The organism is Brevundimonas vesicularis, assembly GCF_900445985.1.
Classification (GTDB): domain Bacteria; phylum Pseudomonadota; class Alphaproteobacteria; order Caulobacterales; family Caulobacteraceae; genus Brevundimonas; species Brevundimonas vesicularis_D.
The window spans coordinates 797416-812021 of record NZ_UAQP01000005.1 but is presented as its reverse complement, the minus strand read 5'-3'; the positions used below and the strand labels follow the sequence as shown (position 1 = coordinate 812021).

The following is a 14606-nucleotide window of genomic DNA, read 5'->3' as shown; positions in this document are numbered from 1 at the left end:
GCCGAACGGGAGATGTCATGGTCCGCCTCAATGCCCGCGCCGTCGCTCTGACCGGCGCTCTGATGATCGTCCCCGCCGTGGCGGGCTGCGGCTACAACACGATTCCGACCAAGCAGGAACGCGCGGAGGCCGCCTGGGCGGATGTGCAGAGCCAGTATCAGCGCCGCGCCGACCTGATTCCCAATCTGGTCGCGACGGTTCAAGGCGCCGCGATCCAGGAACGCACCACCCTGACGGACGTGATCAACGCGCGCGCCCGCGCCACCTCGGTCAACGTCTCGGCCGACGACCTCGATAATCCGCAGGCCTTCCAGCAGTATCAGGAAGCCCAGGGCCAACTGTCCGGCGCCCTGTCGCGCCTGCTGGTGACGGTCGAAGCCTATCCGCAACTTCAGGCCAACCAGAACTTCCTGACCCTGCAGTCCCAGCTGGAAGGCACCGAGAACCGCATCCAGATAGCGCGCCGCGACTACAACGAGGCCGTTCGCGACTACAACACGACCTTGCGCACCTTCCCGCAGGTGATCTGGGCCAAGACCCTGCACGGCGGTTCGCAACCGATGCAGTTGTTCACCGCCACCGCCGCCGCCCAGTCGGCTCCGCAAGTCAACTTCAACCTGAACGCCCCGCCCGCCAACGCCTCGGCGCCCGGCGGCGGCGCACCGGCCGTGGCGCCGGGCGCGACCCCGCCCGCCCAGTGACGAGCCTTCAAGCGGCGACGCGGCGGTCAACGGGCGTCGCCGCCCTCCTCTTCGGCCTGTTCATCGCGCTGTTGCTCGTCCTTCCGGCGGTGGCGCAGAGCAAGATCGACTTCCCGCCGCTGACCGGCCGCGTGGTCGACCAGGCCAATCTGCTCGATCCAGCGACGGAACAGGCGCTGACAGAGAAGCTGGCGGCGCTGGAAGCCAGTTCGACCGACCAGTTGGTCGTCGTGACGGTCAACAGCCTTCAGGATCAGGAGATCGAGGACTACGGCTATCAGCTGGGTCGCGCCTGGAGCATCGGTCAGAAGGAGAATGACAACGGCGCCCTGCTGATCGTCGCGCCGAACGAACGCAAGGTGCGTATTGAGGTCGGCTATGGGCTGGAGCCCATCCTGACCGACGCCTTCTCGTCTCAGGTCATCCGCAACGACATCCTGCCGTCCTTCCGCGACGGCGACTACCAGGCCGGCGTGATCAAGGGCGTGGACGCCCTGATCGACCAGTTGTCGCTCGACCCAGCAGAAGCGCAGGCGCGTGCTCAGGCCGCCGCGGCCGAGCAAGCCGACACCGGTGGCGAATCCGTTATCCCGCTGGTCATCATCGCCGGGCTTTTCCTGTTCATCTTCTTGATCGCCATGCGGTCCGGGCGCGGACGACGCAGCAATGTCAGCTCGGTCCTGCTGTGGGCGGCGTCCGAGGCGCTGCGGAACTCCGGCAGAGGCGGCGGCGGTTGGGGCGGCGGCGGCGGATTTGGCGGTGGTGGCGGATTCGGCGGCGGCGGCGGCAGTTTCGGCGGCGGCGGGGCCTCGGGGGGATGGTGATGCAGATCACGGACAACGACCGCACCCGCATCGCCGAAGCCATAGCGGCGGCCGAGCGTCAGACGTCGGGTGAAATCTTCTGCGTCGTCGCGCGTCGGGTCTCGACCTATGTGGACGTCAGCCTGGCCTGGGCTGCGGCGATGGCGCTTTTGGCCCCGATCGTCTTCGTTCCGTTCGTGCTGGATCTTCGCTGGCCCGGCGACGGCTGGGAGGCGGCCCACCAGGCCGCGCAGGACGCCACGACAGCGCAGGCCCTGGGCCTCTACGCCCTGTCGCAGGCCGTCGTTTTCGTCTGCGTCTTTCTGATGACCCGTATCCCGGCCGTGCGCCGTCTTGTGACTCCGGCCGGCGTCAGGCGCGGCCGCGTCAGGGAGGCCGCCTTGCAGCAGTTCCTCGCGCACGGCGTCCACGTCACTCAGGAGCGTACGGGCGTCCTGATCTTTGCGGCCCTGGACGAACATCAGGTCGAACTGATCGCCGACGAAAGCATCTACGCCAAGGTCGACGAGGACGCCTGGGCTCAGGCCGTCGCCGTCCTGACCCGCGAACTGCGCGCCGAACGCCCGGTCGATGGTTTCGCGGCCGCCATCGGTCTGTGCGGCGAGGTTCTGGCCCGCCACTTTCCGCCGCGCGCCGACAACCCGAATGAGTTGCCCGATCATCTGATCCTGCTCTGATCGTCGCATCGGGGTCGCATTCGCGCGCCAGAAGGCCTAGCCCACGGTCATCTTTCAAACAGCCGCCAGCTCATGCCTCGCCTTCTTACCTACAATGTCCACCGCTGCGTCGGCACGGATCGTCGTCTGGACGTCGATCGGATCGTCGCCGTCATCGCCGAGTTCGAGCCGGACATCGTCTGCCTGCAGGAACTGGATGTGGGCCGCGCACGCACGGGCGGGGTTGATCAGGCCGAGGCGATCGCCGACGGTCTGGCCATGACCTCTCGCTTTCACCCGGCGATGCGGGTCGAGGCCGAACAGTACGGCGACGCCATTCTGACCTCTCACCCCGAACGGCTCGTCCGCGCCGACGCCTTGCCGACCGTCACCGGCATTCCGGGATTGGAACCGCGCGGCGCGATCTGGTCGGAAATCGAGATCGACGGGACAGCCGTCAACGTCATGAACACCCACCTGGGTCTGGTCCCGCGCGAGCAGCGGCTTCAGGCCGCCGCGCTGGCTGGATCCGGCTGGGTCGGCGGATGCAGGGGCCCGACCCTGCTGGCCGGCGACTTCAACGCCACTTCGATCACCCGCCCCTATCAGACCCTGTGCCGCAGCCTGCAGGACTGCCAGCGTCAGTTGGGCCAGAAACCCAGTGTGAAGACCTTCCCTTCGGCCTTCCCCGCCATCCGCATCGACCACTGTTTCGTCAGCCCGCATATCCGCATCCGCGCGGTGCGATCCGCCTTCTCGCCCCTGGCCCGCGTCGCCTCGGACCACCTGCCGCTGATCGTCGATTTCGAGGTCGTTCAACCCGGCGCGTGACCGCCCTCGGACGCTGGTCGCGTGCGTTGCGAACGGTTCAGACGCTTCCAAGGCCGCCAGGCATCGCTGGACGACGTCGGGTCGCCCAGCTGCCATTCGGCGAACATCCGCTGGATACGCGTCGGCGGCTCCGAGCCCAGCGGCTTCAGCCGATCGGTTTCGAAGTTGCAGATCGCCTGCCCCACCGAGCCGAAGACGCCCTCGACCGCCGCATAGTCTTCCGTCGCGACGCCCAGCCAATGGGCGATCGTCCGGTGACGGTGGGCCGTGATGAAGGCCCGACCCGCCGCGTCAACGGGCTCGGCGGCGATGTCGCATTCGGTATCCAGGCCCATCGAACGGTTGTTCAGATTGGTGGACCCGATCCGCAGCAGCCGGTCATCGATGATGGTCACCTTGGCGTGGACGATGATCCGGTCGCCCTCCGCCGTAAGCGGGGCGAAGGCGAAGAAGCGGTTGTATTTGTCCGCCTGCTCCAGCCGGTGCAGCACCTCGGCCCGGGCCGTGTCCATAGTCATGCTGTCGAACCAACTCGGGCTCTTGGCGGTCGAGATGACGATGACCTGCGGTCCATCCACTTCGGCCAGTCGTTCGGCCAATGCGGCGGCGATGACCGGCGAGGTGAAATACTGGTTTTCGATATAGATCAGCCGCTTGGCGCGCCGGATTGATTCCAGGTGCAAGGCTTCGCTCTCGCGCACCTCCTGCCGCCCCGACCATTTCGGCTCGGTCCGGGCGATGCCGACGGGCACGTCGGTCATCTGCACCGGCACGCCGTCAGGCCAGGGATCGTTCTCGACCTCGTCCGGGATGGTGCGCTCCCACGTCGCCTTGAACCAACGCTCGCGCGCCAGATCGCCCAGCGCACGCGCCGCAGGGCCGTCCATCACGCTCATCACCTCGTGACGCGCCTTGCAGATCAGGCCGCTAGGCAGGGCGCGGCGCGGGTCGCCGTCCAGATGTTCGTCGGAATCCCAGCGATCGGTCGAGATGTCGCCGCCGCCGCAGAAGGCCACCTTGTCGTCGATGACCACCACTTTCTGGTGATGACAGGCGCCGATAGGACCGGGGGAATCAAGCCGGAATTCCACCATCCGCTTGCGGAACCAGCGCTGCGCCTTGTGCGGATAGAAGCCCTGCGACGCGGCGATCAGCAGCGGCGACTTCCAGATGAGCAGTCGCACATCCAGGTCCGGCTTCTTCTTGACCAGCATCCGCAGCTGGCGACCGATCTCGGCCGATTTGTCGCCGGGCCGCGTCTCCGGATCCAGATGGGTGCGTGGATCGAACTGCCATCCCAGCAGCACGATGGAGCGTTGCGCCTTGTGAATCGCAGACGAGAGGGCGTCGAAATAGGCCTCGTTTTCCATCAGCACGGAAAAACGGTGCGCGACGGCGGACGTCCACAGGGCAGGCCCCGGCTCCAGCAGACTGCCTTCGTAAGTGTCGCTGCCGTTCGTCATGCGACCTATCTGTCTGATTCGCGTGACATGGTGTCGAAGCGCCTCCATCCTCCGTTTCACGCACGTGTCCTTCCGTCAATCTTTCAGGGCGGGATTGTGACGTTCTCCGATTTGGCGCATAAGGAGCGTAGCCATACAGGCTGCGAGGGAGGGTAGAATGCAGGCGCTTGTCGAGCTGATCGCTGGCTTCATCGCCCTGCTGGCCGCGGCCGTCCTGACCCAGTTCGGTGTCGACACCCACAAACAGAACCAGGGCGATCGCGAAGTGCGCCGCGTGGTCGAATGTCGCGACGCTGGCTCCAACGCCGCCCTGCTGTCCGAATCCAAGCGCGACTGCTGACCGCTGCGTCAGATCTGACGCTGCATGCCACAGTTCATCGACAGGTTGCGGACTTGAGTCGGTTTCGTCCGCACCAATCATGCTCTAGGGTTTGCATGGCGCTGTCGGACGCCCGCGCAGAGATCGAGTTGTTGAGCTTATGAAGTCTCCCAAACGGCCGCCGCTGAAGCTGACCGATGACGAAGTCGTTGCGCCCATAGAGCTCTCGACGACGGACCAAACGCCGCCCGACGAGGCGACGTCTGAATTCGAACCGATCCCCGAACCTGATTTCGAAATCGTGCAGCCGAAGTTCGAGCCCCCGATGTCGGAGCGCCGCCGGCGTCGCCTGCTGGAAGAGCAGCGGCTGGCCGAGGAACGCGCCCTTGCTGCCGAACGCGGCACCGCCCCCGTCAATGCGAAACCGACGCCAGAGGCTCCTGTCGATATGGCCGTCGCCGTCGGTCAGCCGCCCGCGCCGTTCGAACTGTCCAAACCGCCGGCTGTGAAGACCGTTCAAGCCAAGGCCCAGGCCGAGCCGTCAGGACGCCATGCCTATGTGATCGCGGGTATCGCCTCGGCGCTTTGGATCGGCGGTGTCGCCTCCTGGGCCGCTTACGAGTTCGGCGCCGGCGGGGCAGAACTGGACCCGCTGCGGATCGCCATCTACGCCCTGATCGCCCTGGCCCCTGCGGGTTTGGCCATCATGTTGGCCCATGCCGTCCGACAGGGCGCCGGTCTGGCCGCAGAGACGCGTCGCGCCCGGCAACTGGCCGAGGCCCTGGTCGCCCCGACCGCCTTGGCCGCCCAACAGACCGGCGAGGTGCTTCAGTCGCTGCGTTCCGACATCGATCACGCCACCCTGGCGGCGGAACGCGCACGCAACGATATGGCCCTGCTTCGAGAGGCGCTGGCCCAGGAGACAACTCGCCTGAACGAGGCGGCCGAGAACGCCGGCCGCACTGCGCGTCGTCTCACGGAAAACCTGGGCCGCGAGCGCGACCAGATGCAGACCCTGGGCATCCATCTGGATACGCAGGCGTCGGGCGTCATCGACGCCGTCGAGCGGCAATCGCGCATGGTCGCGGACGCCTCTGATTTGGCTCAGGCGCAACTTCGCGAAGCCGAGGCCGCCCTTGCCGCTCGCGCCGCCGACCTCGCCGCCGCCGCAGGCGAAGCCCAGGACGCCGCCCGCGTGGCGTCCGACGATCTGGCGCGCCAGACAATCCGACTTGAGAACGCCGGTTCGGGCGTCGCCGAGCAGATTCAGTCCGTCGAGGAAGGCCTCAGCCAGCAGCGCGCCGCCCTGGTCACCGCCGCCTACGCCCTGCGCACCGATCAGGAAGACTTCTCCGCCCAGGTCGAAAGCCAGCGCGCTCAACTGATCGAACACCTGTCTGCCACGCGCAGCGCCGCGGGCGATCTGGATCGCACCACCCAGACCTCGGTCGAGTCCATGCGCGATCTGGTCGAGGCGGCCACCGACCAGTTCCGCGCTCTCGTCGACATGTCGCAACGCGAGGCCGACGGCTTCGATTCCGCCACCAAGCTCGCCCTCGACCGCTTCGAGGCCCTGGCGGCCGAGGCGCGCGACGCCCTGATGGAAGAGACACGCCGCGCCCTGGAGCAGATGCGCGCCACGGCCGAGGATTCTCGCGCCGCCGCCGCCGACGCCGCCGAACAGGCGCGTCTGCGCACCGACCGCCTGGGCGAATCCTTGTTCGACGCGGCCCAAAAGGCCGACACAGCCGCCGACGCCCGCATCGCCGACGCCCGCCGCATCGTCACCGAAACGTCCGGCCTGGTCGACGAGACCGGCGAGCGGATGGTCAGCCGCCTGGAAACCCTGGTCGCACGTCTCAACAGCGCCTTGTCGGAAATCGACACCGCCGTCGCCGACATCGACGAGCGCGCCGCGCGCCTGCCTCAGGAAGCTCGCGCCCGCGCCGACGCCGTGCGCGCCACGGTCGAGGAAGGCCTGGCTTCCCTTTCCGCCGCCTCGCGCAAGGCGGCCGAAGACACCGAGGCGCTGGATGTCGGCTTCCAGGATCGCGTGCGCCGAAACTACGACATGCTGACCGAGGCCGTGCGTCTGATGGGCGTGGTGTCGGGCGATACGACGCCGGCGCGTCGTCGCGAGCCGGCCGCAGAGATCGAAGCCCGGCCAGAACCTCGTCCCGAGCGCCGGACCGATCGCCCAACGCCTCCCGCCTCGCCGCCCGCCGAGGAGCGCCGGTTTGGTCTGCGCAGTCGCCTGCGGCTCGAGCCTGCAGAGACGCCGCCCCCGTCCGCGGACAAGGGGCTAGACTGGAGCGATCTGATCGACGGCGACGACGACAACGAGGCGCCGCTGGAGTTGGACACGCCCTCCCCTTCGCCTGCCGAGGCCGAGGCCCTGTCCGACCGGGTCGCCGCCGCCATTCGGCGCATGGGGGTCGACCCCAACGCCCTTCTGCCTCGTTCTCGCGTCGAAGAGGCCGCCCGCGCCTTCAGCAATGGCGATCCGGACGCCGCGCGTCAGATCGTGCGTCGCGTCGCGCCGGCCGCTGTCCGCAGCGTGTCTCGCCGCGTCCTCAGTGACGCCGAACTGCGCGCTGACGCCGAACACTATGTCCGCAACTTCGCGGTGATGCTGAACGCTTCCGCCCGCGCTGGAGACAGCGCAGCGGTTCAGTCCAGCCTAGCGTCGGACAGTGGTCGCGCCTTCATGTTGCTGGATGCGGCGGTCGGCGACCTGGGCTAAGACTCTTGCGGACTTGACGGCGTTGGGAAGTTACAGCCTCTTGCACGTCACCGAACTGTCATGGATGGGGCTATGGCTGGCACGATGAACGAAATCGACAGTCGTGCCAGTGGTGATCGCCGCCCTGGCATCATCATCTGCGCCTATGATGGCGACGATGACGGGTGGGATCTGGTCGAGGATCTGTCGGGCGAAATCTGGAGCCCCAGCGGGGCCCGCGCTGTGCCTATCGCCGCCGCCGATCCCGACGAACTGGCCTCGACCCTGGCCGCCCGTCTCGGCAGCGGGGAATGCCGGGCCGTCCTCCTTGTCGGACGCACGCAAAAGGGCGCAGGCTTCCGGGTCCAGATGCGCGCGGAAAACCGCACCCTCGACTACAAACACCGCCTGTCCAGCACCGGGCCGGGCGTGGCCCGCACCACGGCGCCCGTCGCCGACATGGTTCGCGCCCTGAACGCCGCCGGGCTGCAGGCCGACGCCTCGTCCGACATCGAGGAGGACGCCGGCTCTTACCTTCTCTACCGCGTGCTCTCGGACCTTCCGGATGGGCCGCTGACGCCGTCGATCGGCCTGCTGCGCGCGCCCGCCCCCGCCAACGAAGCGGCGGTGCGCAAGGGCGTCAAAGCCGCCGCCTCGGCCATGGCCAGCCACCTGACGCCGCTGCCGCGCGTCGGTTAACCCTCCTGGGTCGCAGACATCGACGAACTGGCGGTCTAGGGTTTTCGAATGACAGTGAGTCGCAACCTGATCGTCTTCGCCGCCCTGAACGGCGCCCTGGCCGTGGCGCTCGGCGCCTTCGCCGCGCATGGCGCCGGGCCGCAGATCAAGACCCTGCTGACCACCGGCGCCCAGTATCAGATCGTCCACGCCGTCTTCGCCTTCGCCTGCGCCCAATGGACAGGGGGCGGCGGGCTGGCGCGGGTTGCGGGCTGGCTCGGATCGGTCGGCGGCCTCATCTTCTGCCTCGCCCTGGCGGCGATCGCCTTTCTCGGCGTGCCGGCGTTCGGCGCCGTGGCCCCGATCGGCGGCCTGCTGATGATCGCCGGCTGGCTCTGCCTGGCCTTTGCGGCCTTGCGTTCTCGCCCCTGACTTCCTCGTAGAAAGACCAAGCATCCATGGCCTTCCCCACGCCCGCCGAGCCGCGTCGTGTGCTCCACCCCGAGATCGAGGCCTATGCCTCGGGTTGGATGCCGACCGAAGGCGTGCATGAAATCTATTACGAGGAATCCGGCAATCCGCACGGCCTGCCGGTCCTGGTTCTGCACGGCGGGCCTGGCGGCGCGGTCAATCCGGGCATGCGCCGCTTTTTCGATCCCGCCGTCTATCGAATCATCATGTTCGACCAGCGCGGCTGTGGTCAGTCGCGGCCCCACGCCTCGCTGGAAGACAACACGACCTGGACCCTGATCGACGATATCGAGCGTCTGCGCGCCCTGTGCGGCGTCGACAAATGGGTGGTGTTCGGCGGGTCTTGGGGTTCGACCCTGTCGATGGCCTACGCCATCACCCATCCTGAGCGGGTCATCGCGCTGCTGCTACGCGGCATCTTCCTGCTGACGAAGAAGGAGTTGCACTGGTTCTATCAGGACGGCGCCTCGATGATCTTCCCCGACGCCTGGGAGCGCTTCATCGCCCCCATCCCTGAGGCCGAGCGCGGCGACCTGATGGCCGCCTATTACAAGCGGCTGATCGGCGATGACGTCGCCGAGCGCGAACGCTGCGCCGTCGCCTGGTCCAGTTGGGAGGGCGAAACCGTCAGCGTCGAGGGCCCCAACGCCCGCCCGGACAAGTTCGCCGAGCCCGACTTCGCCGTCGCCTTCGCCCGGATCGAGAACTGGTTCTTCACCAACGCCGGCTTCTTCGAGGAGGACGGCTGGCTGCTGAAGAATGTCGACCGGATGCGGCATATCCCGTGCTGGATCGCGCAGGGCCGGTTCGACGTGGTGACGCCAATTTCAGGCGCCTGGGCGTTGCACCGCGCCTGGCCCGAGGCGCATCTGGACATCGTCGGCGACGCCGGCCACGCCTCGTCGGAACCCGGCATCGTCGACAGTCTGGTCCGCGCCGCCGACTGGGCTGCAAGCCTCCAGGCATGAAAAAGCCGCCGCGCAGGACAGCGCGGCGGCCTTTCCATTCTGAAAAATCAGAACCGTTTTGCGGTTCGATTGTCGATGCTCCACGCGCCCGGACCGGCGGTGAAGATGTACAGGAAAATGAAGCAATACAGGATGGCCGCGTCGCCGCCGTTCACCGCCGGATACGGGCTGCTGGGGAAGTGGAACATCCAATAGGCCACAGCCATCTGGCCCGAGGCGATGAAGGCGGCCGGACGTGTGAACAGGCCCAGGATCAGCAACAGGCCCGTGATCAGCTCGATCACCCCGCCGATGCCGAACAGCGACAGCAGCTCCTGCTGACCGGGTTCGGCCCCGGCCGGAAAGCCGAAGACCTTGATGACGCCGTGCGCCAGGAACAACAGACCGGCGACGATCCTGAGCGCCGCCAGGGCGCGGGGAGACCAGCCATTCACTTGATTGAACATTCTCTTTCCTCGCCTTTTTATGCGGTTGTTCACGGTCGGATCGGGCCCGACCGTGAAGCTTGATCCGAAAATCAGGCGGCGTCCACCAGCACGATCTCGGCGTCGGACAGCGCCTTGACCGTGACGACATCCTCCTGAGCGATGGCCGCGCCGTCGCGGGCGTTCAGCCGGACGCCGTTGACCTCGACCTCGCCCTTGGCCGGGACCAGATAGGCCCGCCGCGCAACGCCCAGCGGATAGTCGGCGGTGTCGCCTGCCTTCAACGTCGCCGCCACGATCCGCGCATCGGTGCGGATCGGCAGGGCGTCCTTGTCGCCCTCAAAGCCCGAGGCCAGGACCACGAACTGACCCGATCGCTCGCCCTTGGGGAAGGGTTTGGTCCCCCAACTCGGCGCATCCCCGCGCCGGGTCGGCTCGATCCAGATCTGAAAGATCCGCGTCAGGTCCGGCTCGGCGTTGTATTCCGCGTGACGGATGCCGGTTCCGGCGCTCATCACCTGGACATCGCCCGCGACGGTGCGCCCCTTGTTGCCCAGACTGTCCTCATGGGTGATGGCCCCATCGCGGACGTAGGTAATGATCTCCATGTCGGCGTGCGGATGCGGCGGGAAGCCCGTGCCGGAGGCGATCTCGTCGTCGTTCCAGACCCGCAGATTGCCCCAGCTCATCCGCTTGGGATCATAGTAGTTGGCGAAGGAGAAATGGTGTTTGGCGTTCAGCCAGCCGTGGTTGGCGCCGCCGAGGGATTCAAATGGTCTGCGCTCGATCATCGCACTCGTCCTTTCGCGTCGGAACCGTCCGACGCCTTTGCTTGACGCCAAGATAGAGATCGGCGACCGATCAGAAATAGAAACAACCGAAACTCATCGTTTCAGGACGCAAGGCCGCCCATGTCCCGCCTGCCCGATCTGGAAGCCCTGGCCATCTTCGCCAAGGTCGCCGACAGCCAATCCTTCTCCGGCGCAGCCGAGACGCTGGGCCTGTCCAAGGCGACCGTGTCCAAGGCGGTGACGCGTCTGGAACAGCAGCTGAAGACCACCCTGCTCCACCGCACCTCGCGCCGCTTCGCCCTCACCGATGCAGGCAGAACCCTGGCCGCCCGCGCCGCCCACATGCTGGCCGAGGCCGAAGGCGCGGTGTCGGAGGCTCTGGATATGTCCGTCACGCCGCGCGGCCTGGTGCGACTGGCGGCGCCCATGTCGTTCGGCATGGCCTATGTGGCCCCGGCCCTGCCCGAGTTCCTCGCCACCCACCCGGACGTATCCATCGACCTGCATCTGTCGGACGAGGTCATCGATCTGGTCGGCAGCGGCTTCGATTGCGCGCTGAGGATCGCCGCCCTGGCCGATTCCTCGTTGACGGCGCGCAAGCTGCGGCCTGTGGCCCGCGCCCTGGTGGCCTCACCGTCCTATCTGGATCAGCGGGGTCGCCCCACCCATCCCGACGATCTGGCCCGTCACGCCTGCCTCGGCTACGCCTACATGCCCAGCCCGGACACCTGGCGGTTCAGCAATGCGGCGGGTGAGGAAGTGGTCGTGCATCCGCGCGGGCCATTGCGCGCCAACAACTCCGACGCCCTGACGGCGTCGTTGTGCGCGGGTCTGGGGCTCTTTCCCCAGCCGGATTTCATCTACTGGAAGGACGTCGCCGACGGCCATCTCGAGACGGTGATGACCGACTGGCGGCTGCCGCCTATCGCCCTGCATCTGGTGGCGCCCAGCGGCGGACCGCGCCCGGCCAGGGTCACGGCCTTCATGGACTATCTGGCGGCGAAGTTCAGCGGACCGCTGTGGCCGGGCGATACGGTGGGGCGGTAACGCTCAGCCGCACTTCACTTCGCGCACGATGTTGGTCGCCTCGTCATAGACGAAGTTCACCCGGTTCTCGCGATAGTCCATGGTCGCCGCGCAGGTGGTGCAGAGCACGCGGAACGTCTGGCCGGCGGGCGCGGTCGGGATGGTCGAACGGTTGCGGCCGACATAACTCTGATAATCCGAAACCTTGCACGCCTTAAAGCCGGTGTCCGATCCAGGCCCAGGCTCGGCGATCTGGAGCGGCGCGCAGGCCGACACAGCCAAGGCGCCGGCGGCCAACAGGGTGCTCAAGATGATCTTCATGGTCGTCTCCTTGCTTCAGCGTCAGCCGCAGCGAACCTGTTCGATGATGCCGGTCTGTTCGTTGTAGAAGATGTTCAGCCGATAGGCGGAGAAGTCGTGCGTCACGGGGCAGGTGGTGCAGGTCACGCGCCGATTGACGACATCCACGGGCACCGGAATTTCGGTCCGGGACTTGCCGACCAAATACTGCATCTCGCCGGCCTTGCAGAAGTCTTCCGTCTGCCCGGTCGGCATGCGGCTGCCGACGGGCGGGTTCAACTGGGCCTGCTCGACAGCGCGCGGCGCAGGCGCCTCGGAGACCGGCGTCGAACAGCCGGCCAGCAGAACCAGTCCGATCAGGCCGCCTTTTCCCAGCGCCCTTCGTCCGTTTGACGCCAATAGGCCAGGTTCGCGCCCTGCCCCTTCAACGCCTTCCAACGTCCCCGCGCATTTTGCAGAGCCGGCTCGTCCCGACCGTCGAAAATAATGAAGCATCGTTCGAAACCCTCCGTCACGCCCAGTTCTGCGTCGTCGACTATGAACAGCGCCTGAGCGCGGTTCAGGTTCTCGCCTGTCTCGCTCAACAGCACAGGCTGGCGCTCGGCGTGGGGCTGGTCGGCCCGGCCATGCGGCAAGAAACTGTCATCGCGAAACGTCCACAGCGTCTCGTCGACCTCATCCAGTCGGTGCGAATGCGATGACTTGATCATGGCCCGCCAACCCCGCTCGATCGTCTTTTCGAGCAGGGTCGGCAACACCTGATCCAGCGACGAACGCTCCAGGTGATAGAACCAGATTTCGGGCTTGTCGCTCACCCGGCTCTACCTCCCGACCGATCAGCCTTCGTAGGAATCCGCGACCATCCGGTCCAGGGTGCGAACGGCGAAGCCGACGCCGCCTTCAGGCACGGTGGGGCTGGGGCTCTTGTTGGCCCAGGCGGTCGGGGCGATATCCAGGTGCGCCCACGGCACGCCGTTGGTGAAGCGTTGCAGGAACAGGGCGGCGGTGATCGAGCCACCGGCGCGGCCGTTGCCGGTGTTCTTCACATCGGCGATCTTGGAATCGATGTGCTGCTCGTAGATGGCCGGGATCGGCATGCGCCAGAAATTCTCGCCGACCTTCTTGGCCGCCGCCAGGATCGGATCGGCGACATCGTCGGAGTTCGAGAAGACGCCGGCGTAATCCAGTCCCAGGGCCACGATCATGGCGCCCGTCAGGGTGGCCAGGTCGATCATGAACTTCGGCTTGAACCGCTCCTGCGTGTACCAGAGGGCGTCGGCCAGAACGAGGCGGCCTTCGGCGTCGGTGTTGATGACCTCGACCGTCTGGCCCGACATGGACACCACCACGTCGCCCGGACGCTGGGCGTTGCCGTCCGGCATGTTTTCGACCAGGCCCAGCACGCCGATGACGTTGACCTTGGCCTTGCGGCTGGCCAGGGCGATCATGGTTCCGGTCACGGCGGCCGCGCCGCCCATGTCCCACTTCATGTCTTCCATGCCGTCCGCCGGCTTGATCGAGATGCCGCCGGTGTCGAAGCAGACGCCCTTGCCGACGAAGGCCAGGGGCTGAGCACCGGCTTCGCCGCCGTTCCACTTCATGATCGCAAGCTGGCTTTCGCGACGGCTGCCCTGGCCCACGCCCAACAAGGTGCGCATGCCCAGCTTCTCCATCTCGGCCTCGCCGAGGATTTCGACTTCAAGGCCCAGGCTCTCCAGCGCCTTCACCCGCTTGGCGAACTCCGCCGGATACAGGACGTTGGCGGGCTCGGACACCAGGTCGCGCGCGAAGATCACACCGTCGGCCACCGCCGACAGCGGCTCCAGCGCGGCTTCCGCGCCCCGCAGGTCGGTCGTGACCACGCGGATGGTGGTGATCGACGGAATCTTGTCGGCCTTTTGCGTCGTGCGATATTTGTCGAAGCGATAGGCGGCGAGACGCGCGGCGAAACCGACGCGGGCGGCCTGCTCAGGCGACAGATCCGACGCGTCGATCGTCAGCACCTCGGCGCCCGACAGCTTGACCGCCGCATAGGCGTTGCCGCCAAAGGCCTCGACCGCCAGATCGTCCAGCTTGTCCTTGCCGCCCGCGCCCACCAGCAGCACGGTGTCCGCCTCGACGCCCGACGGGGCGGCGATGATGAGGCTCTGGCCCGACTTGCCGGTGAAACGGCCCTTGCCCGCCGCCTTGGTCAGGGCGCCGTTGGCCTTGCCGTCCAGCGCGGTCCCGGCGGCGGTGAAGGTGCGATCTTCAAAAACCGGAACGGCCAAAATCTCGGCGGCGTCCACGGCGGCGACGAATTCGATCTTCATTCAATCAACTCCAGCCAGGCCCCACCCGGCGTCTGCAAACAGCAAAATGACAACGGCGCGTCTGCTTGTCGCGGACGCGCCCTGATGTGCTACTAGATGCGCCTCAACATCGCCGCCTG

At 66.9% G+C, this 14606-nt stretch carries 17 protein-coding genes; 10 read left to right on the top strand and 7 right to left on the bottom strand.

Annotated features, from left to right (window positions below):
• Positions 1 to 17 precede the first annotated feature (17 nt).
• From DT343_RS04080 to DT343_RS04065, 4 genes are all read left to right on the top strand, one after another.
• The gene (locus DT343_RS04080; RefSeq protein WP_112861840.1) at positions 18 to 701 is read left to right on the top strand and encodes a LemA family protein; all 684 of its coding nucleotides are present in this window, start codon (positions 18 to 20) and stop codon (positions 699 to 701) included.
• Complete coding sequence (locus tag DT343_RS04075; RefSeq protein ID WP_112861839.1) at positions 698 to 1525, top strand: TPM domain-containing protein; 828 nt, start codon at positions 698 to 700, stop codon at positions 1523 to 1525. Before DT343_RS04080 ends, DT343_RS04075 begins: the two co-directional genes overlap by 4 nt.
• A complete protein-coding gene (locus DT343_RS04070; RefSeq protein ID WP_258522496.1) occupies positions 1525 to 2202 on the top strand; it encodes a TPM domain-containing protein in 678 nt (225 codons plus the stop codon). Before DT343_RS04075 ends, DT343_RS04070 begins: the two co-directional genes overlap by 1 nt.
• A 72-nt stretch (positions 2203 to 2274) precedes the next feature.
• The gene (locus DT343_RS04065) at positions 2275 to 3012 is read left to right on the top strand and encodes an endonuclease/exonuclease/phosphatase family protein (protein ID WP_112861837.1); all 738 of its coding nucleotides are present in this window, start codon (positions 2275 to 2277) and stop codon (positions 3010 to 3012) included.
• Here DT343_RS04065 and DT343_RS04060 read toward each other — a convergent pair.
• A complete protein-coding gene (locus tag DT343_RS04060) occupies positions 2997 to 4475 on the bottom strand; it encodes a phospholipase D-like domain-containing protein (RefSeq protein ID WP_112861836.1) in 1479 nt (492 codons plus the stop codon). The two genes, DT343_RS04065 and DT343_RS04060, sit on opposite strands and share 16 nt — an antisense overlap.
• 157 nt (positions 4476 to 4632) lie before the next feature.
• On the opposite strand from DT343_RS04060, the gene DT343_RS04055 reads away from it, so the two are divergent.
• The 5 genes from DT343_RS04055 to pip all read left to right on the top strand — a co-directional run bounded on the left by DT343_RS04055 (position 4633) and on the right by pip (position 9633).
• Complete coding sequence (locus tag DT343_RS04055) at positions 4633 to 4815, top strand: hypothetical protein (RefSeq protein WP_112861835.1); 183 nt, start codon at positions 4633 to 4635, stop codon at positions 4813 to 4815.
• 139 nt (positions 4816 to 4954) lie between these two features.
• A complete protein-coding gene (locus DT343_RS04050; protein WP_112861834.1) occupies positions 4955 to 7537 on the top strand; it encodes a tipN in 2583 nt (860 codons plus the stop codon).
• A gap of 72 nt (positions 7538 to 7609) precedes the next feature.
• Positions 7610 to 8215, top strand: a complete 606-nt coding sequence (locus tag DT343_RS04045; protein WP_112861833.1) for a hypothetical protein — start codon at positions 7610 to 7612, stop codon at positions 8213 to 8215.
• 48 nt (positions 8216 to 8263) lie between these two features.
• Entirely contained in the window at positions 8264 to 8626 is a 363-nt protein-coding gene (locus DT343_RS04040; RefSeq protein WP_112861832.1) for a DUF423 domain-containing protein, read from the top strand.
• Between the two features lie 26 nt (positions 8627 to 8652).
• On the top strand, positions 8653 to 9633 hold the full coding sequence (pip, locus tag DT343_RS04035; protein ID WP_112861831.1) for a prolyl aminopeptidase: 981 nt from the start codon (positions 8653 to 8655) through the stop codon (positions 9631 to 9633).
• Between the two features lie 47 nt (positions 9634 to 9680).
• Here the strand turns inward: pip and DT343_RS04030 are convergent, their stop codons facing one another.
• Entirely contained in the window at positions 9681 to 10079 is a 399-nt protein-coding gene (locus tag DT343_RS04030) for a DoxX family protein (RefSeq protein ID WP_112861830.1), read from the bottom strand.
• 71 nt (positions 10080 to 10150) lie between these two features.
• On the bottom strand, positions 10151 to 10849 hold the full coding sequence (locus DT343_RS04025; RefSeq protein ID WP_112861829.1) for a pirin family protein: 699 nt from the start codon (positions 10847 to 10849) through the stop codon (positions 10151 to 10153).
• A 120-nt stretch (positions 10850 to 10969) separates the two neighbouring features.
• Between DT343_RS04025 and DT343_RS04020 the strand changes: the two genes are divergently transcribed.
• On the top strand, positions 10970 to 11896 hold the full coding sequence (locus DT343_RS04020; RefSeq protein WP_112861828.1) for a LysR family transcriptional regulator: 927 nt from the start codon (positions 10970 to 10972) through the stop codon (positions 11894 to 11896).
• A gap of 3 nt (positions 11897 to 11899) precedes the next feature.
• Here the strand turns inward: DT343_RS04020 and DT343_RS04015 are convergent, their stop codons facing one another.
• The 4 genes from DT343_RS04015 to DT343_RS04000 are packed head-to-tail and all read right to left on the bottom strand — an operon-like array spanning position 11900 to position 14487.
• Positions 11900 to 12196 (bottom strand): hemolysin, encoded by a 297-nt coding sequence (locus tag DT343_RS04015; RefSeq protein WP_112861827.1) that lies wholly within the window; start codon positions 12194 to 12196, stop codon positions 11900 to 11902.
• A gap of 21 nt (positions 12197 to 12217) precedes the next feature.
• On the bottom strand, positions 12218 to 12574 hold the full coding sequence (locus DT343_RS04010) for a hypothetical protein (RefSeq protein WP_017506304.1): 357 nt from the start codon (positions 12572 to 12574) through the stop codon (positions 12218 to 12220).
• Complete coding sequence (locus tag DT343_RS04005; protein WP_112861826.1) at positions 12532 to 12990, bottom strand: DNA polymerase III subunit chi; 459 nt, start codon at positions 12988 to 12990, stop codon at positions 12532 to 12534. The genes DT343_RS04010 and DT343_RS04005 overlap by 43 nt, the downstream gene beginning before the upstream one ends.
• Before the next feature lie 21 nt (positions 12991 to 13011).
• Complete coding sequence (locus DT343_RS04000; protein WP_112861825.1) at positions 13012 to 14487, bottom strand: leucyl aminopeptidase; 1476 nt, start codon at positions 14485 to 14487, stop codon at positions 13012 to 13014.
• Positions 14488 to 14606 lie beyond the last annotated feature (119 nt).

Excerpts from the sequence above, each read along its gene's own strand:
- DT343_RS04080 (WP_112861840.1), top strand. The coding sequence starts at position 18 with ATGGTCCGCCTCAATGCCCGCGCCGTCGCTCTGACCGGCGCTCTGATG.
- DT343_RS04070 (WP_258522496.1), top strand. The coding sequence starts at position 1,525 with ATGCAGATCACGGACAACGACCGCACCCGCATCGCCGAAGCCATAGCG.
- DT343_RS04065 (WP_112861837.1), top strand. The coding sequence starts at position 2,275 with ATGCCTCGCCTTCTTACCTACAATGTCCACCGCTGCGTCGGCACGGAT.
- DT343_RS04060 (WP_112861836.1), bottom strand. The coding sequence starts at position 4,475 with ATGACGAACGGCAGCGACACTTACGAAGGCAGTCTGCTGGAGCCGGGG.
- DT343_RS04055 (WP_112861835.1), top strand. The coding sequence starts at position 4,633 with ATGCAGGCGCTTGTCGAGCTGATCGCTGGCTTCATCGCCCTGCTGGCC.
- DT343_RS04050 (WP_112861834.1), top strand. The coding sequence starts at position 4,955 with ATGAAGTCTCCCAAACGGCCGCCGCTGAAGCTGACCGATGACGAAGTC.
- DT343_RS04045 (WP_112861833.1), top strand. The coding sequence starts at position 7,610 with ATGGCTGGCACGATGAACGAAATCGACAGTCGTGCCAGTGGTGATCGC.
- DT343_RS04040 (WP_112861832.1), top strand. The coding sequence starts at position 8,264 with ATGACAGTGAGTCGCAACCTGATCGTCTTCGCCGCCCTGAACGGCGCC.
- pip (WP_112861831.1), top strand. The coding sequence starts at position 8,653 with ATGGCCTTCCCCACGCCCGCCGAGCCGCGTCGTGTGCTCCACCCCGAG.
- DT343_RS04030 (WP_112861830.1), bottom strand. The coding sequence starts at position 10,079 with ATGTTCAATCAAGTGAATGGCTGGTCTCCCCGCGCCCTGGCGGCGCTC.
- DT343_RS04025 (WP_112861829.1), bottom strand. The coding sequence starts at position 10,849 with ATGATCGAGCGCAGACCATTTGAATCCCTCGGCGGCGCCAACCACGGC.
- DT343_RS04020 (WP_112861828.1), top strand. The coding sequence starts at position 10,970 with ATGTCCCGCCTGCCCGATCTGGAAGCCCTGGCCATCTTCGCCAAGGTC.
- DT343_RS04015 (WP_112861827.1), bottom strand. The coding sequence starts at position 12,196 with ATGAAGATCATCTTGAGCACCCTGTTGGCCGCCGGCGCCTTGGCTGTG.
- DT343_RS04000 (WP_112861825.1), bottom strand. The coding sequence starts at position 14,487 with ATGAAGATCGAATTCGTCGCCGCCGTGGACGCCGCCGAGATTTTGGCC.